At 43.9% G+C, this 23570-nt stretch carries 23 protein-coding genes and 1 pseudogene; 12 read left to right on the top strand and 12 right to left on the bottom strand.

The features are described 5' to 3' along the window. Nucleotides 1–55: 55 nt before the first annotated feature. Entirely contained in the window at nt 56–814 is a 759-nt protein-coding gene (locus L4C34_RS15470; RefSeq protein ID WP_428790257.1) for a substrate-binding periplasmic protein, read from the bottom strand. 495 nt (nt 815–1309) lie between these two features. Here L4C34_RS15470 and L4C34_RS15465 point away from each other — a divergent pair. Continuing rightward, nucleotides 1310–1706: pseudogene (locus tag L4C34_RS15465) on the top strand (IS1 family transposase); the annotation flags it as partial. 93 nt (nt 1707–1799) lie between these two features. Here the strand turns inward: L4C34_RS15465 and L4C34_RS15460 are convergent. Together L4C34_RS15460 and L4C34_RS15455 are read right to left on the bottom strand one after the other, a co-directional pair. Beyond that, nucleotides 1800–2420, bottom strand: a complete 621-nt coding sequence (locus L4C34_RS15460) for a class I SAM-dependent methyltransferase (RefSeq protein WP_428790246.1) — start codon at nt 2418–2420, stop codon at nt 1800–1802. Between the two features lie 112 nt (nt 2421–2532). Continuing rightward, nucleotides 2533–3285: an SDR family oxidoreductase gene (locus L4C34_RS15455; RefSeq protein ID WP_428790245.1), complete on the bottom strand. Its 753-nt coding sequence runs from the start codon at nt 3283–3285 to the stop codon at nt 2533–2535. Nucleotides 3286–3363: 78 nt separating this feature from the next. Between L4C34_RS15455 and L4C34_RS15450 the strand changes: the two genes are divergently transcribed. Continuing rightward, nucleotides 3364–3744, top strand: a complete 381-nt coding sequence (locus L4C34_RS15450; protein WP_428790244.1) for a winged helix-turn-helix transcriptional regulator — start codon at nt 3364–3366, stop codon at nt 3742–3744. An 85-nt stretch (nt 3745–3829) separates the two neighbouring features. After that, nucleotides 3830–4078, top strand: a complete 249-nt coding sequence (locus tag L4C34_RS15445) for a hypothetical protein (RefSeq protein WP_428790243.1) — start codon at nt 3830–3832, stop codon at nt 4076–4078. Between the two features lie 86 nt (nt 4079–4164). Here L4C34_RS15445 and L4C34_RS15440 read toward each other — a convergent pair whose 3' ends face one another. Then, nucleotides 4165–4581, bottom strand: coding sequence for a VOC family protein (locus L4C34_RS15440; RefSeq protein ID WP_428790242.1), 417 nt, complete (start codon nt 4579–4581; stop codon nt 4165–4167). 83 nt (nt 4582–4664) lie between these two features. Beyond that, nucleotides 4665–5795, bottom strand: coding sequence for a hypothetical protein (locus tag L4C34_RS15435; protein WP_428790241.1), 1131 nt, complete (start codon nt 5793–5795; stop codon nt 4665–4667). A gap of 289 nt (nt 5796–6084) precedes the next feature. Between L4C34_RS15435 and hutI the strand changes: the two genes are divergently transcribed. The 5 genes from hutI to L4C34_RS15410 all read left to right on the top strand — a co-directional run bounded on the left by hutI (nt 6085) and on the right by L4C34_RS15410 (nt 12629). Then, entirely contained in the window at nt 6085–7305 is a 1221-nt protein-coding gene (hutI, locus tag L4C34_RS15430; RefSeq protein WP_428790256.1) for an imidazolonepropionase, read from the top strand. Then, nucleotides 7298–8368, top strand: coding sequence for a formimidoylglutamase (hutG, locus tag L4C34_RS15425; RefSeq protein ID WP_428790240.1), 1071 nt, complete (start codon nt 7298–7300; stop codon nt 8366–8368). The genes hutI and hutG overlap by 8 nt, the downstream gene beginning before the upstream one ends. Before the next feature lie 54 nt (nt 8369–8422). Beyond that, on the top strand, nt 8423–10120 hold the full coding sequence (gene hutU / locus L4C34_RS15420) for a urocanate hydratase (RefSeq protein WP_428790239.1): 1698 nt from the start codon (nt 8423–8425) through the stop codon (nt 10118–10120). 26 nt (nt 10121–10146) lie between these two features. Continuing rightward, a complete protein-coding gene (gene hutH / locus L4C34_RS15415; RefSeq protein WP_428790238.1) occupies nt 10147–11679 on the top strand; it encodes a histidine ammonia-lyase in 1533 nt (510 codons plus the stop codon). Between the two features lie 224 nt (nt 11680–11903). Further along, nucleotides 11904–12629, top strand: coding sequence for a DUF3581 domain-containing protein (locus L4C34_RS15410; protein WP_428790237.1), 726 nt, complete (start codon nt 11904–11906; stop codon nt 12627–12629). Nucleotides 12630–12757: 128 nt separating this feature from the next. On the opposite strand, the gene L4C34_RS15405 is transcribed toward L4C34_RS15410, so the two are convergent. The 7 genes from L4C34_RS15405 to ydiJ all read right to left on the bottom strand — a co-directional run bounded on the left by L4C34_RS15405 (nt 12758) and on the right by ydiJ (nt 19797). Beyond that, a complete protein-coding gene (locus L4C34_RS15405; RefSeq protein WP_428790236.1) occupies nt 12758–13000 on the bottom strand; it encodes a hypothetical protein in 243 nt (80 codons plus the stop codon). Between the two features lie 530 nt (nt 13001–13530). After that, on the bottom strand, nt 13531–14004 hold the full coding sequence (gene dfrA, locus L4C34_RS15400; RefSeq protein WP_428790235.1) for a trimethoprim-resistant dihydrofolate reductase DfrA: 474 nt from the start codon (nt 14002–14004) through the stop codon (nt 13531–13533). Nucleotides 14005–14034: 30 nt separating this feature from the next. After that, on the bottom strand, nt 14035–14625 hold the full coding sequence (locus tag L4C34_RS15395; RefSeq protein ID WP_428790234.1) for a GNAT family N-acetyltransferase: 591 nt from the start codon (nt 14623–14625) through the stop codon (nt 14035–14037). A gap of 62 nt (nt 14626–14687) precedes the next feature. Beyond that, a complete protein-coding gene (locus tag L4C34_RS15390) occupies nt 14688–15029 on the bottom strand; it encodes a GFA family protein (protein WP_428790255.1) in 342 nt (113 codons plus the stop codon). Between the two features lie 233 nt (nt 15030–15262). Then, complete coding sequence (locus L4C34_RS15385) at nt 15263–15691, bottom strand: GNAT family N-acetyltransferase (RefSeq protein WP_428790233.1); 429 nt, start codon at nt 15689–15691, stop codon at nt 15263–15265. Between the two features lie 123 nt (nt 15692–15814). Further along, nucleotides 15815–16519 (bottom strand): queuosine precursor transporter, encoded by a 705-nt coding sequence (locus tag L4C34_RS15380; RefSeq protein WP_428790232.1) that lies wholly within the window; start codon nt 16517–16519, stop codon nt 15815–15817. A 242-nt stretch (nt 16520–16761) separates the two neighbouring features. Beyond that, nucleotides 16762–19797 (bottom strand): D-2-hydroxyglutarate dehydrogenase YdiJ, encoded by a 3036-nt coding sequence (gene ydiJ, locus L4C34_RS15375; protein ID WP_428790231.1) that lies wholly within the window; start codon nt 19795–19797, stop codon nt 16762–16764. Nucleotides 19798–20005: 208 nt separating this feature from the next. Here ydiJ and L4C34_RS15370 point away from each other — a divergent pair, with 208 nt between their 5' ends. From L4C34_RS15370 to L4C34_RS15355, 4 genes are all read left to right on the top strand, one after another. Beyond that, nucleotides 20006–20689, top strand: a complete 684-nt coding sequence (locus L4C34_RS15370) for a DUF3334 family protein (RefSeq protein WP_428790230.1) — start codon at nt 20006–20008, stop codon at nt 20687–20689. Nucleotides 20690–20975: 286 nt separating this feature from the next. Continuing rightward, nucleotides 20976–21659 carry a DUF2786 domain-containing protein gene (locus L4C34_RS15365; protein ID WP_428790229.1) on the top strand — a complete coding sequence of 228 codons (684 nt, stop codon included), beginning with the start codon at nt 20976–20978 and terminating at the stop codon, nt 21657–21659. A gap of 292 nt (nt 21660–21951) precedes the next feature. Next, entirely contained in the window at nt 21952–22983 is a 1032-nt protein-coding gene (locus L4C34_RS15360) for a J domain-containing protein (protein ID WP_428790228.1), read from the top strand. Nucleotides 22984–23240: 257 nt separating this feature from the next. Beyond that, nucleotides 23241–23432, top strand: a complete 192-nt coding sequence (locus L4C34_RS15355; RefSeq protein ID WP_428790227.1) for a hypothetical protein — start codon at nt 23241–23243, stop codon at nt 23430–23432. Nucleotides 23433–23570: the final 138 nt, after the last annotated feature.

The following is a 23570-nucleotide window of genomic DNA, read 5'->3' as shown; positions in this document are numbered from 1 at the left end:
GGTATTTGTTGCTCCTTTCGGATCGGTTGTTAACGGCGCATTTTCAGCAATGCCTCTACTCTACGATACTGAAATACCCAGTGGTATCAGACCAACCCAAAGTGCCTGATCTGAAGTATCTGTATATAATTTCTTCCAATGAGCCATCCGATTGCATTTCTTGAAATATTCGTTCGACTTCATCTACATTAGATTTTAGCTGGCCATATTTTGATATCCCTATGCTTAACTTGGTTTCCCCCCCTAGATAACCAAGAAAAATAACTTCATCTGATAAAGAAGAACGGCGAAGGGCGACAATGCCACGTGGCAGGGCTATATAGTCAACCCGGCCTCTGAACAATTGATTAAACAGTTGATTAAATGAGTTAGATTCAAGCACTTTCACTTTGCCCTCTTCAACTAACATTTCCAAATTCTCAGATAGATAAAAGCCACGTCGCTTTCCTAGCGTCCTGCCTGATAAGTCACCGATTGAATAATAATCGTAGTTATTTCCTTTTATTCCATAAACACCTTGGCGAATAGTAAATATTGGGGATCTCAAGAAATAAAGATATGAAGCGCGATCTTCGTTGTATATCATCGGCCCTGATATATCGACAACGCCTTCTTTTAACTCGCGCTGTAGTCTCTTCATGGGAGTCGCTTGCATGCTAACTGATGAATCCATTCTCCGAGTAATTTCATTCACAATATCGACAATCACTCCCCCTACTTTACCATCAGTACTGAAGCAAAAAGGTGCTGTGTGCGTGCTGCAACCTGCGGAAAATTCTTCAGAATGAAGGCCTCCTGAACATATTAACAACATGACATTGAGACAAAGTGTTAACCTGTTATATCTCATTCAACCTTCCTCATAACCTTAAATAACCGACTCACCATGAAATTCTGGCTCAGATCCTTTATTTAAAACATGGATTTATCCCCATTTAACTTAAAGGTGCGGATTCCAGTAGCTGAAATGCACCTGTAATTCTAGATGTAAGTGAGCGACACCTTCAAGTTGGACGTGGATATTACTATTTATTTAGTATCGAATTATGTAGTTAATGTGTTTGTTGGCGTCGAATTTCTTCGAGTTGATCAAGACAGGCTTGGTGGCTTCATCATAATCGAAGAAACTTCGGATTATATTGTCACTATCAACAAATCTGTCATTGGGTCATGACGCCAAGTGGTTGAGTTAGTGTATAATCTTTCTCTTTTATATGGATTGAATTATGGCTACTGTTGAAGTGACATGTCGCTTTTTTTCTCAGACTAACCGTGTCATGAAACATGGGCGTAACTGTTTTGCGCACCTAAAAAGCTCCAACCAAGGCAAGTGACCACGATCCCGTTTGATGCCGCGAATATTGAACTGATTTGCGAAGTCGACGAGCAATGGTCGTTTGTCGGAAATAAAAAGAATCAACGCTGGTTGTGGTACGCATGGGAGCCAAGGTTCAAACGCCTCCAAAACTTGCTGACTCCCTTTACCATCAATTTCTTCTGTACGGATGACTTCAGTGTTTATTCGGCAAACTTACCACGCAAAAAAAAACATTGTGGGCAAACGCTACACACAGAGAATCGAGCGGACCAATCTCACTTTGCGCACTCGACTAAAGAGATTAGTGAGAAAAACCATAGGTTTCTCTAAGTCAGAGACCATGCACGACAAGGTGATTGGTACTTCCATAGAACGAGAGTATGACTAGTGGCTCAACTAATTGGAGTCACGACCCGTCATGCGACCAATCACAGGGGATCATATCGAGAAATTAACTTTTCTCCGATTCTATGATGACGCACTACTTCTGAGCGCAATATAAAGTGAGCCCTTCATAAGTCGAAAGTAACTTAGCAGATTTGAAGCCCCCTTCAATTAGAGCTTGGCTTTGCTCCAATTTCGTCATAAAGACAGACGTATCATGCATTCCCTGCCCCCCACAAATAAAATCACAGACTAAAAGGTAACCGTCAGGCTTAATGCTTTCCCATATATTGCGATAAATACTCGCTGCTAGGGTTTTATCCCTTACTTCGTGGATTGATTGCATGCACACGGCCACATCAAACTCTTCAGTGGGCTTAAACGCAGCACCATCGAGAAAGCTAGCTGTTCGGAATTGCAGTCGAGATCTATAGTCAGCGAGGTGCTCTTTGGCAATTCTATGCATGGATTCACTGAGATCGAGCAGGGTGTATTGGGCTATCTGATTATATCGCAAGATATTTAAAGCAAGGTGCCCGGGGCCTGAACCTACCTCCAATAGAGATATTGGTCTATCGAATAAGGTATTCAAGTGTTCAGAAAACTCTTGAAAAAAGTGTTCACGATAATACCCATTTTTAACCATTTTAGCTTCCCATTCTCGGGCTTGCTCAATAGCGCCTGATTCCTCTTGGAGAGTCTTGGAATACAAACTCATAATCATTCACTCCTTGTTATATAAGCCACTTTATTTAAATGCTATTAAATTTTATCGTCGGGCGTTAGAGCTAGAACCGACGATAAGTACCGTATGAAAAATACAATTTTATCTATAAACTTCCAACACCACCATCAATTGATAGCTCTGAACCTAACATATAAGATGATTCATCAGAAGCCATAAATATAATGGCCTTCGCTATTTCTAACGGCGTTCCCATTCTGTTTAAGGGAACCAATTCTTTCACTTCTTCTATCAATGCATTTTGTTTTTCTTCAGGCAATCCAAACTTGTCAAATGCGTCTGTATACGTAGGTCCAGGGCTAATACTATTGACACGAATTCCACGTTGTTTTAGCTCTCCAGACAGAGTCCGAGATAACGACATAAGAGCCGCTTTACTGGCCGCGTAAACACTACTTTGAGCCAGACCAATTTTTGCTGATACGCTACCGCATAAGATAATCGATGCCGAATCAGACAAGTGTGGCAACAAAGATTGGATTAAAAAAAATGGTCCTTTTAAGTTTGTATCCATAACCTTATCAAAACAATTTTCGTCCCAGTCTTCTATCGGTTTATGGGTAACATCCGCTGCATTGATATAAATAACGTCTAACCGTGGAAATACCGATATTAATCTTTGTGCCAACTCTCTTTGTTGATTTACATCAGATGCATCACTTTTGAATAATATTGCAGAATCATCTAATTGATCTTTAGCGCTCGCTAATCCATCTTCACTTCGCCCCGTGACAACTATTCGAGCCCCTTCTTTTTGACACTGTTTAGCTGTCTCTAGGCCAATTCCCGCGGTACCACCTGTAATAAGTACATATTTCCCACTTAATCTTTTTGTCATGTGTCTCTAATCGCTTGTTATTTCAAGGTGAAGTCAGCATTATTAACGTTAAAGTATGATTAAGATAGTAGGTACCAAATGGATACTAAGGAAAAAACTAGAAATATAAGTCCTGACGCTCGCTGTCCGATGGTGGACTTTGTAAACATTGTCTCTGGCAAGTGGGCAATACCCATTTTATATCGATTGATTGTTACCGATGACGTCGTTCGCTTCGGAGTTCTTCAGAGGGCAATAGGAACCATCACCCAAAAAGAACTAACCAAACAGCTGAGAGCGTTTGAAGCACTAGGGCTCGTTACAAGAAAAATATACCCTGAAATGCCACCTCGCGTTGAATACCAGATTACAGAACTGGGCAAAACATTGAAACCAACGCTCGACTCCCTAGCTTGTTGGATGGAAGAACACAGAGGGAAGCTGTTGAAATTGGAGGTACCTGCGATTCGAACTAAGTAAAATCATCAATATCCCACTATCACTTGCTTAGGAACCGAGCCGTTTCGACTTAACAAGAAGTACCACATGGCAGGGAGAAATCTTCATGGCTGTTGGGAAATGGGAACTATGCCCTCCCGAAGTATGGGGGGCGATCAACGATATGGTCGTATGGTTCAAAGAACATGGCCTATCTTATGAGACCATTGTATACAACTCTGATATCCATAAATATTTAGTCCCCCAGGGCATGAAACTTTATACCGCCCAATACCACATTTTTACTGACTATCCCGAAGCCCTTCAGTGGGCTAGAGAGATGGTAAAAGAGCTTTATGAAAATAAACCACGATGAGTTTCGTCACGAAAAACAAGGTGTGATTAAGCTCTACTGTGATTGAGTTCTACACGGTTATACCTGAATTCAGATCCGAACTTCGTCTATCTATTTGCCATCGGATGGTCAGAGTTTAGTTGTAGCAAGTCCCAGCGATTACCATACAAGTCCTCAAAGACAGCGACAGTGCCATAGTCTTGTTCTTGTGGGTCGCGGACGAAGTTTATGCCGATTGACATCATCCGATTGTAGTCTCGCCAGAAGTCATCTGTATTTAAAAATAGGAATACCCTTCCACCTGCTTGGTTGCCAATAAAGTCATTTTGTATCGGCTTTGAAGCCTTCGCGAGCAATAAGGTAACACCATGAGAATTTGGCGGAGCGACAACAACCCAACGTTTATCTTGCTCGGGTTGATAAGTATCTTCGATAAGATCGAATTTTAGTTTGTTTACATAAAAATCAATCGCTTCATCGTAGTCTCTGACAACCAATGCAATATGCACAATATTTTGCTTCATCTTAATACCTAGTAGAACTAAAAGTGGGTGACACCGAATTTCAACAATACAATGAATAGTGTCACATTGGGGGATTACCGGGGCTAGACAAGTAACGAATCTTCCCTTAAAAACTTATCGAGATCATCACTTAGCACCACCACCCCGAGTTCTCTACTATTCAAGCAAAACACCAGCAAGAAATTCTTATATAGGCTACTTACGCTGCCACTGAATTCCGGCATTAATGGCTGGCAGGGAAAGTGCGATTCCAACACGCATTCCTCACTAAAATTAAGATCGGTATAGTTCTGTGCCCAACTGGTGATGAAAGCCTCGGTAGAAATTGGCGGTGAGTTTTCTGATTCTTCTGGTGATGCTCTGAATTGCTCCACCGCTGAACGAATATCCGTCGCAGAGACGCCACCTTGAGTGTCACATACTGCTGGGGCAACATAGTTTCCCACATCATTGGGAGATAAATAATCTCGGTGCGGGCGGGCATTCACCGCTATCACTCCAGATTCGGACTGACTGGCCGTGAAAAACCATGAGGTGAGAACATCATGGGTAGACACCCAGTTTGGGGCAATAGCCGCGTTAATTTCTTGTTTCTGAGCATCTAGTTTGTCGCGGTTAACTCTTTTCAGCATAACTTGGCGTTGTGATGGGTCGAGCAAGGAGCCGCGAGCGGTTCTTGCGAGGTATTCGGTTTTCCTTTGAAAATTCAATGCGACCACAGGTGAAGCTAAATCAAACATTCGGTAAACGTTGTAATAAGTGGTTCCATCACCAATCACATGAGACATAGAGAAAATCAGAGCAAACCGCCCGTCGTCACCCAAGCAAAGGCGCAGCTTAAAAAGCGGTTCATCATTGTCGATACACCTCGCGCCTTTCTGAGCGAATAGATTGGCACAGTTTCGGCTGACCGGTGCCGAGTTAATCTCTTTGATAAGCCCATCGACGTTACTTGCGTTAGAGATGTCACCAATTAGATGACTTTGGAAAAATGGAGAGATCAATGGCGTCGCCGTTGGGAGAACAAACTTGACGGTATCATCTGAATCCCGGCCAAGCCTTGCAGCCAACCAAGGATTGGCACTTAGTATTTCTCTTACTCGATTTTGAATAGCGGTAAGCGGCACCGGACCTTTAAAAATAGTGATGGTGGAGACGCTGCCCTCTTCATCATAGTAATTTTTTTCGCTCGGCAGCAATGCTTCCCTTGTCATAATATGGCCTTTCAGGTGCTTGAGTGAGTAATAACTCAGTAGTGGAGAAGAGACTATAAGAAGTCCCCTTTGGTTGGAAGTAAGGGCGTGAAGAATGTGAACTGTACGTCATTATAGCCCGTCATTTATATCGACCTAAACACAACTCTAGGCAAACCTCGTTATGACGAGGAAAAGTCGCCCACCCTTACAACGATCACGTTTTCGCAACAAGGAAATTGCATACCATTAACCTTTGGGATATTTAATTGTATATACATTAAATATCCCAAAGACAGTCTGGATGCCAATGGACCACCGCAACGATCTCATTCTCACCAACGCCAACCTCGTATCGATGGAGCCTTCTTCTGGCGGATACAAGGTCAGCCCGAACAAAACTATTATCATCAAGCAAGGTCAAATCGACCAGATCCTCGATGAACTGCCTGATAATACACAAGATTGCCAGATCCATGACTGCCAAAACAAGTTACTCACTCCGGGATTCATTGATTGCCACACTCACTTGGTGTTTGCAGGTAATCGAGCGCAAGAATTTGAGCAACGCCTAAACGGTGTGTCCTATACCGAGATAGCGAAACAAGGTGGCGGTATCCTATCGACAGTGACAGCTACTCGCACTGCGAGTGAAGAGCAACTGATTGAGTTGGCGCTGCCGAGATTAGATGGCTTGCTCAAAACTGGAGTCACCAGTGTCGAAATTAAGTCGGGCTATGGACTGACGTTTAATGATGAAATAAAAATGCTCAAAGCGGCCAAAGCGCTTGAGCAGCAGCGTAAGGTGAAAGTATCAGCGACCTTATTAGCCGCACACGCCGTTCCCCCAGAATATAAAAATGACCCTGATAGCTACATTGATGTCGTTTGTCAGGAAATCATTCCTCACGTGGCGGAGTTGAAATTGGCGTCGGCGATCGATGTCTTTTGTGAATCCATTGGATTTTCACTGAAGCAAACTGAAAAAGTATTTCAAGCGGCCAAACGCTACGGGATAGCAGTAAAAGCACACGCCGAGCAGTTGTCCGAATTAGGTGGCAGTGAACTTGTTGCTCAATATGGCGGCTTATCCGCTGATCATATTGAATATTTAACGGAACAAGGGGCTCGTGCTATGGGTAAGGCCAATACTGTTGCCACCTTGCTGCCGGGTGCATTTTACTTTTTAAAAGAAACCCAACAGCCGCCAATTGCCGTGCTGCGGAAACATAACGTGCCAATGGCCATCGCAACGGATTTCAATCCCGGCACCTCACCTTTCGCCGATTTGACTATGATGATGAATATGGGATGCACTCTTTTTGGCTTAACTCCAGAAGAAGCACTACGTGGTGTTACCTGCCATGCGGCGCAAGCTCTAGGGTTTAGCGCATCTAGAGGCCAAATTAAACAAGGCTTTGAGGCAGATATCGCCATCTGGAATAGTGAGCACCCTGCGGACCTTAGCTATCAAGTCGGTATACCTCGTCTCTCTGCACGTGTAGTAAACGGAGAGCTGTGCAATGGGTGATACAAATCAGGTGCTAACCAGCCAACAATTTCATTGGCAAGGCCGCCACGATGCTGAAGATGGTGATTTGGGCAAGCGAGTCCATCATGTCATCAAGCAAAAACAAGCCAGTGAGTTAAACGGCTCAATCCGAGCTGTCAGCCTGCTTGGTTTCTGCTGCGATGCTGGAGTCATAAGAAACAAGGGCCGTGTAGGGGCAAAAAAAGCTCCGGATCTTATTCGCCGCGCTCTAGCTAATATGGCTTGGCATAAAGATGTGTCTTTGATCGATCTTGGCAACATTGCTTGTGATGACGATTTGTTGGAGCAAAGCCAAAACGATTGCGGCAACATTATTAGCACTGCCCTCGCCCATACTCCTGTGATTACGTTAGGTGGTGGGCACGAAGTCGCATGGGCCTCTTTTCAAGGGCTAGCAAAATACTATCAGCAACATTTTCCAAGCGACAAGCCCAAGATTGGCATCATCAACTTTGACGCACACTTTGACTTACGCGCTTTTGATAGCCCTCATGCCGATGTAAAACCAAGTTCGGGTACTCCGTTTAATCAAATTCACCATTTTTGCGAACAGCACGAGTGGGATTTCCACTACGCATGCCTAGGCGTCAGTCGTGCGAGCAACACCCAAGCTCTATTCCAACGAGCCGATGAATTAGGTGTGTGGTATGTGGAAGATCATAAGCTCACGCTAGAAAACCACATTTATCACCTCACTCAATTGCAGCATTTTATCGACGACTGCGATCTGGTGTATCTCACTATAGATTTAGATGTGTTTCCCGCGGCAACCGCGCCGGGTGTCAGCGCCCCAGCCGCCCCCGGTGTCAGCTATGAAACCCTATCGCTATTTCTAAAACGCGTGCTGCACTACAAGCACAAATTAGTGATCGCTGATATTGCTGAATACAACCCCATTTACGATATCGATAGTCAAACAGCTCGATTAGCGGCGCGCCTATGCTGGGACATTGCAAATTCAATGGCCGATAAAGTGCTGGCAAATCAAATCGATTCTTCTCCATCTCACCAGCCACCGTCACCCAACGAGCGCTCTAACTAGCGCTTAGCTCGACGGTGCAATCTCTTGTCTAATGTTAATTTAAAGGAGTCTAACATGACATCACGCAACACCTCAGATCCGCGTCTTGACACATCTCGGATCATTCAAGCGCCACACGGCACCACGCTGCGCGCAAAGTCATGGCTGACTGAAGCCCCACTGCGTATGTTAATGAATAATTTAGACCCAGAAGTTGCTGAACACCCTCACGCATTAGTGGTATACGGCGGGATCGGCCGAGCTGCACGTAACTGGCAATGCTTCGACAAAATCGTTGAAGTGTTAGAGCGCCTTGAAGAAGATCAAACATTGCTGGTTCAATCTGGCAAGCCTGTGGGCGTCTTCCCTACTCACAAAAATGCACCACGAGTGCTCATTGCCAACTCTAACCTCGTTCCTCACTGGGCCAATTGGGAACATTTCAATCAGCTCGATAAAGAAGGTTTGATGATGTATGGCCAGATGACCGCGGGCAGCTGGATTTATATCGGCTCTCAAGGAATCGTTCAAGGCACCTATGAGACGTTTGTTTCCATCGCGAAAAAGCATTTCGACGGTAAAGCGAAAGGCCGTTGGGTACTCACTGGTGGTTTAGGCGGAATGGGCGGCGCGCAGCCATTAGCTGCAACAATGGCTGGTTACTCTATGATTGCCGTTGAGTGTGACGAATCGCGCATCGATTACCGTTTGAAAACAGGATACGTCGATAAAAAAGCAGCCAATCTTGATGAAGCCTTGGCTATCATTTACGAATCGGATTCTCCTGTCTCTGTTGGACTACTCGGTAACGCCGCTGACGTGTTCTCTGAACTCGTTGAGCGCAATATCATCCCGGATGTCGTCACTGACCAAACTTCTGCGCACGATCCGCTCAACGGTTACTTACCGCAAGATTGGAGCTTAGAACACGCGGCCATGATGCGCCAAGAAGACGAAGCCAAAGTCGTTAAAGCGGCGAAGCAATCCATGGCGGTGCAAGTGAAAGCCATGCTTGAGCTGCAATCACGCGGCGCAGCAACTCTCGATTACGGTAACAACATTCGTCAGATGGCACTTGAAGAAGGGGTCGAGAATGCGTTCGATTTCCCAGGGTTTGTTCCTGCTTATATTCGTCCACTCTTTTGTGAAGGCATTGGTCCGTTCCGCTGGGTAGCTCTATCGGGCGATCCAGAAGACATCTATAAAACGGACCAAAAAGTAAAAGAGCTGATTCCAGACAACCCGCATCTACATAACTGGCTAGATATGGCGCGTGAGCGGATTCAATTCCAAGGTTTACCTGCTCGTATCTGCTGGGTTGGTTTGAAAGACCGTGAGCGTTTAGGTCAAGCGTTCAATGAAATGGTGAGAACTGGCGAATTGAAAGCGCCTGTCGTGATTGGCCGCGATCACCTAGATTCAGGTTCGGTCGCCAGCCCGAACCGAGAAACGGAAGGCATGCTAGATGGCTCAGATGCGGTGTCCGACTGGCCACTCCTTAACGCTATGCTAAACACTGCTGGCGGCGCAACTTGGGTATCCTTACATCACGGCGGCGGCGTTGGGATGGGCTTCTCGCAACACTCTGGCATGGTTATTTGTTGTGATGGTAGCGACGATGCCTCAGAGCGTATCGCACGCGTTCTGCATAATGATCCAGCTACTGGTGTTATGCGACACGCGGATGCAGGTTACGACATTGCTAAACAATGTGCATCTGAGCAAAAACTCGATCTCCCTATGCTCAACCAAGAACTAAAAAACCTAAAATAATGGCGACAATAAAAGGAACGAAAGAGATGTTGGAATTCACCTTAAAACCCGGTCATCTAAGCTTAATGCAGCTAAGACAAATCAGTCGCCACCCGATCAAAATATCGCTCGACTCCGATGCTATTCCTGCGATAAACGCCAGCACCAAAGTAGTGGAGCGTGTTATCGAAGAAGACCGCACGGTCTATGGGATCAACACAGGGTTTGGACTACTCGCCAATACGCGTATCGCCCATGAAGATCTAGATACCCTACAAAAAAGTATCGTTCTGTCGCATGCTGCTGGTATCGGTGAGTTTATGAGCGATGAAACGGTACGTTTGATGCTCGTGCTTAAAATCAACAGCCTTGCACGTGGCTATTCCGGTATTCGTTTATCTGTCATCAATGCACTAATGACTTTGGTTAACTCCAGCGTGTACCCATGCGTACCGCAAAAAGGCTCAGTGGGCGCTTCTGGTGACTTAGCGCCGCTCGCCCACATGAGCACCATTCTTCTGGGTGAAGGCCAAGCTAGACACAATGGGCAAATTATCTCAGGCCGTGAAGCGTTAGGCATCGCCGGTCTAGAACCCATCGCACTGGCTCCTAAAGAAGGCCTTGCCCTCTTAAACGGCACACAAGCATCTACTGCATTCGCATTGGAAGGCTTATTTGCTGCCGAAGATCTGTATTCCTCTGCTACGGTCTGTGGCGCAATGTCGGTTGAAGCGGCGCAAGGCAGCCGACGTCCGTTTGACGCTCGTATCCATCAGGTACGCGGCCATAAAACTCAAATCGATGCGGCGATGGCGTATCGCCATCTACTTGGTGAAAGCAGTGAGATCGGCGATTCTCATTCTAATTGTGAAAAAGTACAGGACCCATATTCACTACGCTGCCAGCCTCAGGTCATGGGGGCTTGCCTACAGCAAATTCGCACTGCGGGCGCAACGCTAGAAGTGGAAGCAAATGCGGTTTCCGACAACCCGCTAGTGTTTGCCAAAGAAGACGACATTATTTCTGGCGGTAACTTCCACGCGGAGCCTGTGGCCATGGCGGCAGACAACCTCGCGCTTGCGATTGCTGAAATTGGCAGCTTATCTGAACGTCGTATGGCGCTACTGATTGATAGCGCTCTGAGTAAACTACCCGCCTTCTTAGTCGACAATGGCGGAGTAAACTCTGGATTTATGATTGCGCAGGTCACGGCAGCGGCTCTAGCAAGCGAAAATAAAACCTACGCACACCCTGCTTCCATTGACAGTCTGCCAACATCTGCCAACCAAGAAGATCATGTCTCTATGGCGACATTCGCTGCAAGACGATTAAAAGATATGGCAGAAAATACCCGTGGGATTTTAGCCGTGGAATATCTTGCCTCCGCTCAAGGGCTAGACTTCAGAGCTCCCAAAAAGTCCTCTCATTATGTAGAACAAGCAAAACACATATTGAGAGAAAAAGTGTCGTTCTACGATAAAGACCGCTACTTTTCGCCAGATATCGAACTTTCAAGTAACTTGCTGAGATTGGCGGTACACAACGAGCTAATGCCAACCGGCTTATTTGAAAGCTTCTAAGTAATCCGAAAGCCACTGCTAGCTACAACTAAATATTGAGCCCAGCGCTATGCTGGGCTTTCTTTACGTAGGAGATAAATCGAAAAATTGGTCAAAAATTTGCTGTTCGTGGTATCACAGATCCAACACAATTAACGACTTAACAAAAAAATCACACTGGACGGACCATTTAAAGTCAATTGTCATATATAATCCCTGACAGTTTTAGCTACCGTTACTGAGTCATGTTTCTAACTTCTTATTTTTCAAAGCAAGATAACCAATTCCAATTCACACGCCAGCAAGCAAGTCACTTTGCTAAGAAGGTGGCGGGTGACTATAACCCTATCCATGATGAAGACAACAAACGTTTCTGTGTGCCGGGTGACCTTCTCTTCGCCGTGCTACTTAAGCAACAAGGCATCAGCCAAAAGATGCGTTTCGACTTTTCGGGTATGGTCTCAGACGGTATCGAACTCAGCATTGAAAGCCAGAACTCAGAAGAAAGTGCTGTTGTTGACCAAGCAGGTAAAGAATACTTGCGTGTCAAACGCGAAGGCGATGTAAACAACGACGCTGAGTTCATCGAGCACGTTGTTACCAACTACGTCCAGTTTTCTGGTATGAATTTCCCACACATCATGGTTCCACTAATGGAACAAGAACAGATGATGATCAACTGTCAGCGCCCTCTTGTTATCTACGAGAGCATGGAAGTTGAATTTGAACGTCTCGATTTATGCAAACCAGAAGTTGAATTCTCTGGCGCAACGTTCGATGTAGACGGAAAACGTGGTGTCGTAACCCTAAACTTTGCTTTCAAAGAAGGCGAAGAGATTGTCGGTACTGGCGTAAAACGCATGGTCGCAAGTGGCTTAAAGCCATATGATCAAGAAGCGGTTAACGATCTTGTAGATAGATTCAACGCCCGTAAAGAAAGTTTCCTAGCCGAAGACAATAAAGCAGCATAATTGACTCTGTAAATAATTCTGAAAAACGCCCTTTTAAGGGCGTTTTTTATTGAAGCAATGCAAATCTAAACTCCACCTATTCGCGTCACTTAAATCTCTCTACCGTAAATGCGGGCTTTTAGATTACATCAACCGCGTTTCCTTGTAGATGGGTCTTTTACTAGAACGGAGTAGAGATAATCACAAGCATCACTTTCATTATAAAAAGCTTGCTCTGAATTACGTTGGCCTCTTTCACTGTAGAACACAAGCCACTTACGACCCCTGTTTTCCATCGCGTATTGTTCAAATGGGGTTTCTCCACTCAAAGCATATGAAGAGCCATAAATACCAATACTATGTAACCTTTGACGTAATTCTTTTTCGTTCATAGTCCTCTCTCTATTGGCGTAATACCCTGTCCAACTCAATAAATAAAATTTTCGCCTGTGATTTTATGTCTTCTGGTATAGAATAATTTTTTAATAGTTTATCTACAAAAAATCTCAAGCCCATAAAAATTTCAGATCCTGTCGCTCCCCCCTCCAAAATCTCTCGAAGAGTCTCAGCTATATGAGTATGTCCAATATTTTCTAGTCAAAAAAAATCAATGTATTAGTTTCTTTATAGTGGTCGTACATAGTACTCCAACCTAATTACAGATTTTTAGAAAAGTCACATGAGTGTCAATAGATGAGAATATGCAGCCTCCTCACTGGTAAAACTCTTTTTCTCGAATTTTTTCCCTCTTTCACAATAGTAAACATGCCACTTTTTGTAATCAAAGAAAACCACAAACTTATCGTCTGGTAATTCCTCGTCAAATGTATACATCTCCGAAGGGATTCCCTGATTGTTCAATCTATTAATCATCTCTCTCCGATCCATATCTCTACCATCCTTAATAGACCTTGAGGCACTTTTATCCCTTTTGCCAAATTTGATACGTGTAATCAATATTTGAACTAAAACGTTGCTCAAAAACTTGATGTAAATGACTAGGTAGTTGAGGGAAGGAAACATCACCTGAAATATTCTTATGGATTATTGAAAGGTGCACTGTATCGACTCTATCTATTAATGCCTTGTAGAGTTCACCACCACCAGAAACGTATACATGGTGTGTAAGTTGATTAACTTGCTTGAGTGCTGACTCAATACTTTTGAAATACATTACATCAGGATCACTTGAAACCCTTTCTGAACGTGTCACTACTGCGTACTTTCGATTAGGCAACTTACCCATAGATTCAAATGTCTTGCGACCCACCAAAAGCCATTGGTTGTAAGTCATAGCTTTAAATAGAAGTTGCTCGCCGTTGACACGCCATGGGATCTCCACCCCTGCCCCAATTACTCGATTTTCGGACATTGCGACCATTAAGGATAATTTCATCTTTGCTCCTCAGAGGTTAACAATGCTTTGCTAGCTGTACTTTGACATTTTGTACTCTAAGTTCGCTTTCACTGGGGGCCATTCCGAATTTAAAATAGAGAAAACCACTGTGTCTCTATAGCCGCCATTCGGTAACTTCTGGTGATTTCGTAGCACGCCATCCTGCTTGGCTCCCAAGCGGCTGATTGCTGTTCTGGAAGCGTGGTTATGCCAGCTAGTTCGAAACTCAACAGCAATAGCATCCAAACACTCAAAGGCATATGCTAATAGCAATAACTTACATTCTGTATTGCACGAGGTGCGTTGGTAACTTTGCCCATACCATGTATAGCCAATTTCAACTCTCTGATGTACTGAGTCGACATTACACAAGCGTGTCGACCCAATAATATCCCCACTCAACTTATCTATAACAACAAATGGTAAAGACATGCCTTTGGATTTTTGCTCAAGAGCATTTGCAATGTAGCTATCAACGATTTCCGTACTAGGTACGGATGTAAACCACAAGTTCCATAATTCTCCGTCTGATGCTGCTTTAACTAGAGCAACTGAGTGATCTTCACGTAACGGGATAAGCTTTACATTTTGAGATTCAAGCTCAACTTCTTGCAACCACATTTTACTTTCCTTATATAGTAAACCAAAGTTCGCTTTTTACTGATAACCATTTGATTATCAAACTAATACTTATCACCATCTATTTTTCTGACGGGAAGGCTATCTAGAATTTCTGACGTAGTCATTCTCATATTTATTGCAGTAATTCTGTCTTTACATTTGGCAGTTGTAATGTAGTGAGTTACACAGCCACATAAGCCGCATCGATGAAACTCAACCTCTTTATCGCCCCATATATAGAAGAGCGATATTTCCTTTTCAAATTGGATTACTACATCTTCCGAATCAAAATAGGCCCAGCAGGCAGAGTAGCGCCTGCAAATTGAACAGTTACATTGTGCGACTTCATTAGGGATGTAAAGTGTGGTGATTTGAACATTCCCACAATGACAATTAGCTTTCATCATGCTGTCTTTTACGTCGAAATGATTCTATTTCATGCATATAAAGCGTATTAGTATCTGCAGGACAGATAATCTCCTAATATTTTAACTTTCTCGACTCAACTTAGCGCCATTCGCGCCGAGTTTTGTTGTAAGAGGATTGACTTGCGGCCAAGTAACTTCGCTGATGTGCATTTCGGGAACAAATCGGCGAACCCTAAATTCTCACGAAACAGGCGTATAGCCGACGGGAGTTACCCATTTTTAGTCCGATACTTCATTAGGTAATACTCTCCTTGACTGTCTCTCTCTTTTGACTCTCGGGCAAACCCTTTTGATTCATAAAATCTTATTGCCGCTTTATTATTTACCATGCATTTTAGGCTAAGGTCCTCATACGTAGACTTTACTGATTTAAGTAACTCGCTACCAATCCCTTGAGAGTGCGAATCGGTAGATACGTATAAATGATGGATAAAGTTTTCCGGCTCCCATATTGAAATGAAACCAACCATCTGCCCACCAGAGAAAGCGACCAAGATCCGCTCACCTTGAGTGTCTTTATTGAAATCACTAGTGCTAAAAGCACTCGTATCTAACCAAGTGAACGTAGATTTTCGAGACTCCAAATAGATCTCACTCAACTCACCGTGGTACTTATCCTGGTATTCTTTGATTTCCATTTATGTCTCTTTCAACGCAAACGCCTAGGCCAAACCATCAATCAATAGAATCCCCTGCAATATCGAAGCGCATATCACTTGCGTAAAATTCAAAAATGAGTCGCTAACGTTTCAGCATGCCAGTTAACAAGCTGACGCTGTACGTCCCTCTGCCTCATCTTGATCGATGAAAGCGTCTTCTTTGGTTTTTACCCAGCGTACAATCTGGGCGATTGGCCAAATCATGACTGAAATAATGACCAGCTTGGAAATAATAGACACAAAGATGAGCTCCAATATTTGGCTGACGCTTTTAATACCCCAAAACCAAATGAAGTAACCGATCACCGTAAACAGAAGCACGCCAACTAGCGTGGAGAAAAAGCTTCTAAACAGGTAGAACTTTCCATCGACATTGTTCTTCCACCATGCCATTAAATTGATGTTTACCATTGCGCTCACCGTTAATGCAACCAAAGCTCCCCAGTAAACATCAGGCAATGAGCCTAGGATTTGTTTGAAAGCCGTTTGCTCGGCAAAACCTTGCGGCGAAGGAAGGTAAATGACTTGGCTTAAAACCACATCGAAGAAGAACTCACATGTTAATGCGCACAGCAGCAGGAATGTAGCCATACTCTTCCCATAGATTTCTGTCACTAAATTACTTAACAAATAAATCAGCGGGAAAACAATCAGTGATGCCGAGCCTTCAATTGAACCCACTTTAAATATTTTGTAGGTAAATAAGTCACTTGATACCACCGCGACCATATAAAAGGCTGACACGACTATCAGTATTTTATAGTGAAAGAAGTTCTCTTGTTTATTTCGCTTTACTTCCATGTCCATATTGAGAAATGCCCTAAATCCGAATTCAGTTACGTTTGAAACAAAAGTAACAAGCTATCACGATAGGATCTCAGGTTTGACTAGTTGCACTTGTTTCATTTTGTTACGTGATCTGTTCATGATGGAGTGGCCCCCTTTCCTAACGTAGAAAGGGGGCAGATCTAATGAAAGCAAAAGGTATGGTTGGTTTTCTCGTCCAGCGAGCTTTTGAACAAAATAATGCTGTCTAACTCAACATTTTTCTAACTCAACATTGAAAGAAGTGCTTGCAACGGATGCTTAACCTGTTCGTTTTCAAAACGCTTCACTTGACTTCGACATGAGTAGCCAGTAATTAGGCACCTATCGATTGCCAGATTGTCTAAGCTAGGCTTCCAACTCAGCCCGTAGATATCTTTCGACATTTGTAGCTTATCGGCTTCGTGACCAAAGGTGCCCGCCATGCCACAGCAGCCAACGGCAACAGGTAACAAATTCGCACCGAAATGAGCAAAAATTTCGCCCCATTCTTTTTCGGCATTTGGCATCTTGGTTTTTTCTGTGCAATGAGACAACAAATGCCACGGTGTTTGATCATTGGCATCCATACTCGGCATTTCAGCGAGCTTAGGCTGTAGCCACTCATGGACATTCAACACCTGAAATTCTCCACGATCCTCCGCCAGTATTTCTTGGTATTCGTCGCGGTAACATAGAACCAACGCAGGGTCGACGCCAACCATAGGGATTCCCAACTGAGCAAGCTGATTGAGAAACTCTGAGCTGTCACGCGCCGTGTCAGAAAACTGCTTTAAAAAGCCTTTAATATGCTGAGCTTTGCCATTGGGTTTAAATGGCAATACAACCGGAATTTTTGAGAGTTTGTGCACGAGGTTAACAAAGTCTTCAACCACCTGCGCATCATAAAAGCTGGTAAACGGGTCTTGCACCACTAATACATACCGACTTCTTTCACGTTCTGGCAGCGTTTGTAAGGAAGCTAGATCAAACTCTTGAGTTGGCATTTTTCGCTTTGCTAGCGCAGGGACCGACAACAACGGCATATCGACATACCCAACCGTGGAAGCCGTAACTGACTTAGTCCAAGACTGTTTTAAAACGCTATTCACCAGCTTGGGTGATTTCGCCATGATGGGCAGTAAGCGTTCAATATGAGCGACGAGGTAATCTTTCACTGGCCTTTGATAACGTGAGTGATACACATTTAAAAAGCGAGAGCGAAAACTCGGAACATCCACTTTAATCGGACACTGACTCGCACAGGCTTTACACGCTAAGCAGCCGCTCATTGCTTCATAAACCTCGTGCGAATAATCATATTCGTGACGTTTATTGGCTGTGTTGCGCCAGCGGTCGAGTAACTGCTTAATAGAGAAAGAGCCATTCGAGCTTTCTTTCTCTAGAGCCAAAATATCGGTGCCTTGTTCACTCAGTTGTCTTAGCCATTCTCGCACCAACCCTGCTCTTCCTTTGGGCGAATGGCGCCTGTCGCTGGTCACTTTCATTGATGGGCACATTGGCGAAGAGGTATCGTAGTTAAAGCAAAGCCCGTTGCCGTTACATTCCATCGCGCCTTTGAAGCTATCTCGGACCTCTATGTCTATTTGCCTGTCGTAAAAACCGCGTTTGGTGGCACTGACTTTAGCAAGCTCTGTATTGCTATCTAAAGGCATACAGATCTTACCTGGATTCATTTTATTTAACGGGTCAAAGGCCGTTTTTACTTTTCGCAGTTCATGGAACAGAGCTTGCCCAAAAAAATCTGGTACATATTGTGAGCGGAACCCTTTGCCATGCTCTCCCCACATCAATCCGCCATATTTTGCGACCAACGCAACCACTTGATCGGATACCTCGTGCATTAATGCTTCTTGTTTAGGATCGCAGAGATCCAAAGCAGGCCTAACATGCAATACACCAGCATCGACATGACCGAACATACCGTAATTCAGTTTTTTGCTATCTAATAGCGTGCGAAACTCCTCGATAAAGTCCGCTAAATTCTCCGGCGGAACACAAGTATCTTCAGCAAAAGCGATCGGTTTTGCTTTTCCCTTGGCGGCTCCCAACAAACCCACCGCTTTTTTTCGCATTGCGTAAATACGTTGAATGCCTACCAAATCATTACAAACTTGATAGCCAATCACCCCTCCTTGTTCAGCCTCCATCATTTGTTCCAGTTGGCTGATTAATTGGCTTACTTGCTGACTCACCTCTTCTTCGTTTTGCCCAGCAAACTCTACGATGTTGATGCCTAACAGTTCCTTATCTGGCACGTCTTGCAACAAATCACTAACCGTATGCCAAACAATATCTTGTTTAGCTAGATTTAATACGTTGGAATCTACCGTCTCGACTGACAATGCCTGCGCTTGTACCATGACGGGAGCACTGCGAAGCGCAGCATCAAAGCTATTATATTTAACATTGACCAGCGTGCGAACGTTTGGAATTTTAGTTAGGCTCAACTTAGCTTCGGTGATAAAGGCAAGCGAGCCTTCCGATCCGCATAGTATTCGTGCTAAGTCGAGTTGGTCGCTTTCCGGATTGTAGGCATTTTTCAGATCGTAGCCGGTGAGAAAACGATTAAGAGGCGGAAAACGCTGTTCAATCTCACCGCGACTCTCACGACACACTTGCTGACACAGACTCAACACTTGGCCCGCACGCTCCCCCTGATGAGGCAGCCCATTCGAGCCATCTGTTTCAAAAATAGACCCATCGGTAAACACCGCTTGTAATGACAATACATGGTCCGACGTTTTGCCATATTTTAGAGAACCTTGCCCTGATGCATCGGTATTGATCATTCCGCCCAATGTGGCGCGATTACTCGTAGATAAATCAGGAGAAAAGAAAAATCCATGCGGCCTTACTGCATCGTTCAGTTGATCCTTAACGACACCGGCTTGCACTCGCACCCAACCTTCTTCTTGGTTCACTTCAAGAACTTTATTCATGTGCCGCGACAGGTCAACCACAATACCATTGTTAAGAGATTGGCCGTTTGTCCCCGTGCCCCCCCCTCTCGCTGAAAAAGTTACGCTGTTATATTCGGGTTTTGAGCTAATCTTATTGAGAAGAGTGACGTCTTGGGTCGATTTAGGCTGCACCACCGCTTGTGGTAATTGCTGATAAACGCTGTTATCCGTAGCAACGGCTAATCGGCTGGCGTATTCAGTTTCTATATCGCCGCAAAAGCCCGATTCGTTTAGCTCTTTGAGAAAACGCTTAATAACTGGCGCGATATCAGATTGTGTTTGTAGTCTTGGTAACATTTGCATCCTGCCTGCCAATACTTACTTTCGGTATTGAAATTAGAGTCGATTTGAAATTAATCTTTGAATTTCGTCACTTTACAGCATTTGAAAAGGTGATCAAATCAGATTGTCAGTGCCACAATAATAGATACGCACCTCTGATATGGCTGGGCGACCAAATCAGATCAGTCTTTTTGAAAATACAGCTTGATTAAGTAGGCCAACGATGAAAAAAAATAAGATAGTCACGACAGAAGATATTCTTTTAAAGCTATGTCAGTCGGTCTCCGGCGTGTTGAGTTCCGCCACTGGGTCCCAAGTGTCCTATTCCGCTATGGTACAAAAAATAAGTAAAACAAGTTTAAAGCCCGACTATGGCTGTTTTGTCTTATTCGATGGTGGCTTCTCTGGGCTGGTTGTGATCAATTTTGCTGCGAAAGCCGCGTTAGAGCTCTATACAAATTACATGCGTAATATGGGTATTCCAGAAGAAGAATTGGCAATTCTTCACACTTCCGATGAGGTCGGCGACGTGTTGGGCGAACTCATGAACCAGTTAGTCGGTGATTTCACCAACCGCATCAGAAAAGAGCTGAAAACCGATATTACCCAGAACCAACCTAAAATGCTGTCGCTGAACAAACAAGTCATCTTATCTGTTGACACTAACTTAGATAGGCCGCAAGTAAGAAGAGTGACCTTCTCAACGAGAGGTAACAACATTTTTTACCTTGAGCTAGCCATGGACAAAACTGAATTTATCCAACTTGAAGAGTTCGAGGTCGATGAAGATGAAAGTCCAGATAGCATCTTAGAGCAAGCTCAAAAGAATCATAACGCTGAGAAACAAGCCAAAGTCGAAGCAAAACCTGACTTATCCGACGATTTACTGGATGAACTTGGTATATAAATCAACCTACACGCAAAAGGCGCCAACGCGCTCGCCTCTTGCGTGTAGAGCTTAACACCGTAACTTATATAGCTATAACCTGCAGTGTTAGCCTAAATGAACGCATTCGATGACAATGCCCCATGTTCTAGGAAACGATTACTTCAATCGTCTAATTTTGGTAAAATATCATATAAAACAACCAGTAGAAAAATCACTCATTACTCTATTCATTTGCTGCCCTTTCCATTTTCATCGAAAAACGTTAAACTGGCTGACTTGATTATTGATATGCCTAGCCCCATCGATGGATAAACAAAAAGCCCTTAAAAAAATCGCCAAATGCCTAGAATTAGGTAATTCAGCCAACGTAAATGAAGCAGCTAATGCCATAAAGATGGCTCACCGCTTGATGCTGAAGTATGGCCTTGACAAAGACGATATCGAATTTATCAAGATGGGCAAAACGCAATCAACACATCTACTGCCTGCAAACATTGGCTCGACTCTCCTTCGTGTCATACGTGGCATCAATACGAAATTTGGTGTTGAAGCAGTATTGCTTAACCACAAAGGCCTCAAACGAGTCGAATTTATTGGCGAGGCTGACCGAGCAATATTTGCGGCCTTTGCCTTTGACATCATTTATCGAGAACTGAATGAGCACACTGGCAAATTTAGAAACAGTTTCGCCGGCACGGGGACTTCTTCACTCGAAGTATCAAGACGAGTAAACTCATTTGTTTCCGGCTGGGTTGAAGGCGCTTTAGAAAAGTTACCGATAATCGCACCTGACGATGAATCTAACAATAAAATTAATAACTACATTGATAAAGAGTTCGAAAATATCGATAGGGAAACCTTCAAACAACAGCTGAAAGAAGCCATGAAAAATATCACGGCGGATTACGAAGTTGGGCTGAAAAAAGGCCGTAAAGTCTCTGTCAGTCGTCCAATCGATGGTGCCCAAGCCCCAAAAATGCTCCGTTAACGAGTTGTTGTTGATAGCGAAAGTTAATACCGAAAGCCCACAGCGCAAGTTGCAAAGGTGCTTTCAGTAACTAAAGGCCAACAGATAGTTCGTAAATAAAAGCCGTGAGTCTCTGAAGAAAAGTTATAAACTAAAGCGCTAGTTATAGCTTTTCTATCACACCTACCAATCATCCCCTCTCTTTCTCCCTTTTGGCGTGCGATATGCCAACATATGAATACAAAGTTAGCCTACCTGCTTCTGATTGAGTCATAATATAGTTTTGGCGGTTAGCCTAATTGATGGTGGTGTTTTGAAACGGATTTTCATTCAACTTTTGGTATTAACTAGCTTTATATACAGTCATACCTTGTTGGCCGATAGTATCCAATCGCTAATGCTGCAGGCGGAAGAGCATAAGCCTATAGCGCAATACCAACTCGCCACGCATTATGAGCAAGGGAAAGAAGTTCCAGTTGACCTAAGTAACGCGTTCTATTGGTATAAACAAGCCGCCGAAAACAACTATACCCCGGCAAAGTTTAAAGTGGCTGATTTCTATTTAAATGGTCGCGGCACCAAGAAAAGTATCCCTCAAGCACTCTTTTGGCTCACAGATTTAGCCGTCAAGGGCAATGAAAAAGCTCAGCTAAGCCTTGGTAGAGTCTATGAAAGCATTACTCAGTCACCCTCCCCTATTGATATGGCCCAGCTTTGGTATCTCATTGCATCTGAACAAAATCAAGCCGCTGAAAAGGCGTATGCAAAAGTATTAGAAAACAAATATAACGCTCGGCGCGCAAAACAAATGACCTACATTGCCCAGCTCAATGCCATCATTCCTGAAGATCCTGAACTTAACGTTCAGCTTAAACCAACACCGAAATCGACTTTCGCACTCAGTTTGGTCGGCCACTCAATAATATTTATAATCGTCGTATCTCTTTCATCGCTGTTTCTGTTGAGACGCAAAAAGCTAGCACGCCCTACAACTCAGGCCAAACCCACTATCCAGCCTGACCATCAAAAAATAATGACTGACCAAGCCAGAGTGATCAAACAACAGAAAAAACAACTTGAAACTCTATTCCGAGAGCTCAAGAAACGCTCTACAAATTCACCTTCCTCCCCCCCAACTCAAGAAGGAAAGCCGAACAAACTACAAATGGCGTGTGCAGTCCTTGGCTTCAAAACGGGCCAGATTCCTGACGAAAAGAAAATTAAAACTCGTTTTAAACAACTATCAAAGGTTTATCATCCCGACATGAACGGCAGTGAAGATGAGATGAAACGATTGAATGCAGCGTTTAAAATCGTCGTGACATACAAAAAAAGTAATCCGTGATTGTCTACGGGAGTAACAGATAGGTCTACGCAAGTAACAGATTTGTTTACGTGAACAACAGATTGCCTACATGGGTAACATGTGACAACGATCCTGCCAGAAAGGACAACCACTTATCTAAAATCGGCTCTAGTACACAAAATTGAGCAAGCAATCGATCCCATTCTCAATTGACGCCCTGAGTGTTAACCCAAGTTAAATACCTATGACATAATTGAGTTGTAATATCATGGAAAACATCAAGATAGAGGGAAGATATGTTTACAATTGAAGGAGTTTGTGACTGGTGCAAAAAGCCTAGCCTGTTAAAAAAACACGATTATTTGGATGGGAAATCAAACCTATCTTGCAAGCAATGTTACGAACTCGCGGTACTCGATGTCCGACAATTTAACCTCGGTGAATTGGAACAAATCAAACGAGAAGCTCAATCTACACCGGAACACTAACGAGTCGCCCCCCAACGCCTTTGAAAACAAACCCGCCTAAGGCTCAACCACTTTGAGATACGGCCTACGTGTGTTTTAAGATTGAGGGCTTTAGATCCTAGAGCTTCCCAAACATCGTTAAAAGGTAGACAGACCTCA

The sequence above is a fragment of the Vibrio profundum genome (assembly GCF_050337555.1).
GTDB classification, from domain to species: domain Bacteria; phylum Pseudomonadota; class Gammaproteobacteria; order Enterobacterales; family Vibrionaceae; genus Vibrio; species Vibrio profundum.
This window is presented reverse-complemented; position numbering and strand designations above follow the sequence as displayed.

What these genes read in the sequence shown, in the direction of transcription:
- hutG (WP_428790240.1), top strand. Translation starts at nt 7,298, where the DNA reads ATGGGTGATACAAATCAGGTGCTAACCAGCCAACAATTTCATTGGCAA.
- hutU (WP_428790239.1), top strand. Translation starts at nt 8,423, where the DNA reads ATGACATCACGCAACACCTCAGATCCGCGTCTTGACACATCTCGGATC.
- dfrA (WP_428790235.1), bottom strand. Translation starts at nt 14,004, where the DNA reads ATGAAATTATCCTTAATGGTCGCAATGTCCGAAAATCGAGTAATTGGG.
- L4C34_RS15455 (WP_428790245.1), bottom strand. Translation starts at nt 3,285, where the DNA reads ATGACAAAAAGATTAAGTGGGAAATATGTACTTATTACAGGTGGTACC.
- L4C34_RS15440 (WP_428790242.1), bottom strand. Translation starts at nt 4,581, where the DNA reads ATGAAGCAAAATATTGTGCATATTGCATTGGTTGTCAGAGACTACGAT.
- L4C34_RS15470 (WP_428790257.1), bottom strand. Translation starts at nt 814, where the DNA reads ATGTTGTTAATATGTTCAGGAGGCCTTCATTCTGAAGAATTTTCCGCA.
- L4C34_RS15450 (WP_428790244.1), top strand. Translation starts at nt 3,364, where the DNA reads ATGGATACTAAGGAAAAAACTAGAAATATAAGTCCTGACGCTCGCTGT.
- L4C34_RS15370 (WP_428790230.1), top strand. Translation starts at nt 20,006, where the DNA reads ATGAAAAAAAATAAGATAGTCACGACAGAAGATATTCTTTTAAAGCTA.
- L4C34_RS15460 (WP_428790246.1), bottom strand. Translation starts at nt 2,420, where the DNA reads ATGAGTTTGTATTCCAAGACTCTCCAAGAGGAATCAGGCGCTATTGAG.
- L4C34_RS15385 (WP_428790233.1), bottom strand. Translation starts at nt 15,691, where the DNA reads ATGGAAATCAAAGAATACCAGGATAAGTACCACGGTGAGTTGAGTGAG.
- L4C34_RS15395 (WP_428790234.1), bottom strand. Translation starts at nt 14,625, where the DNA reads ATGTGGTTGCAAGAAGTTGAGCTTGAATCTCAAAATGTAAAGCTTATC.
- ydiJ (WP_428790231.1), bottom strand. Translation starts at nt 19,797, where the DNA reads ATGTTACCAAGACTACAAACACAATCTGATATCGCGCCAGTTATTAAG.
- L4C34_RS15445 (WP_428790243.1), top strand. Translation starts at nt 3,830, where the DNA reads ATGGCTGTTGGGAAATGGGAACTATGCCCTCCCGAAGTATGGGGGGCG.
- L4C34_RS15435 (WP_428790241.1), bottom strand. Translation starts at nt 5,795, where the DNA reads ATGACAAGGGAAGCATTGCTGCCGAGCGAAAAAAATTACTATGATGAA.
- L4C34_RS15365 (WP_428790229.1), top strand. Translation starts at nt 20,976, where the DNA reads ATGGATAAACAAAAAGCCCTTAAAAAAATCGCCAAATGCCTAGAATTA.
- L4C34_RS15380 (WP_428790232.1), bottom strand. Translation starts at nt 16,519, where the DNA reads ATGGACATGGAAGTAAAGCGAAATAAACAAGAGAACTTCTTTCACTAT.
- L4C34_RS15410 (WP_428790237.1), top strand. Translation starts at nt 11,904, where the DNA reads ATGTTTCTAACTTCTTATTTTTCAAAGCAAGATAACCAATTCCAATTC.
- hutH (WP_428790238.1), top strand. Translation starts at nt 10,147, where the DNA reads ATGTTGGAATTCACCTTAAAACCCGGTCATCTAAGCTTAATGCAGCTA.
- L4C34_RS15390 (WP_428790255.1), bottom strand. Translation starts at nt 15,029, where the DNA reads ATGAAAGCTAATTGTCATTGTGGGAATGTTCAAATCACCACACTTTAC.
- hutI (WP_428790256.1), top strand. Translation starts at nt 6,085, where the DNA reads ATGGACCACCGCAACGATCTCATTCTCACCAACGCCAACCTCGTATCG.
- L4C34_RS15355 (WP_428790227.1), top strand. Translation starts at nt 23,241, where the DNA reads ATGTTTACAATTGAAGGAGTTTGTGACTGGTGCAAAAAGCCTAGCCTG.
- L4C34_RS15405 (WP_428790236.1), bottom strand. Translation starts at nt 13,000, where the DNA reads ATGAACGAAAAAGAATTACGTCAAAGGTTACATAGTATTGGTATTTAT.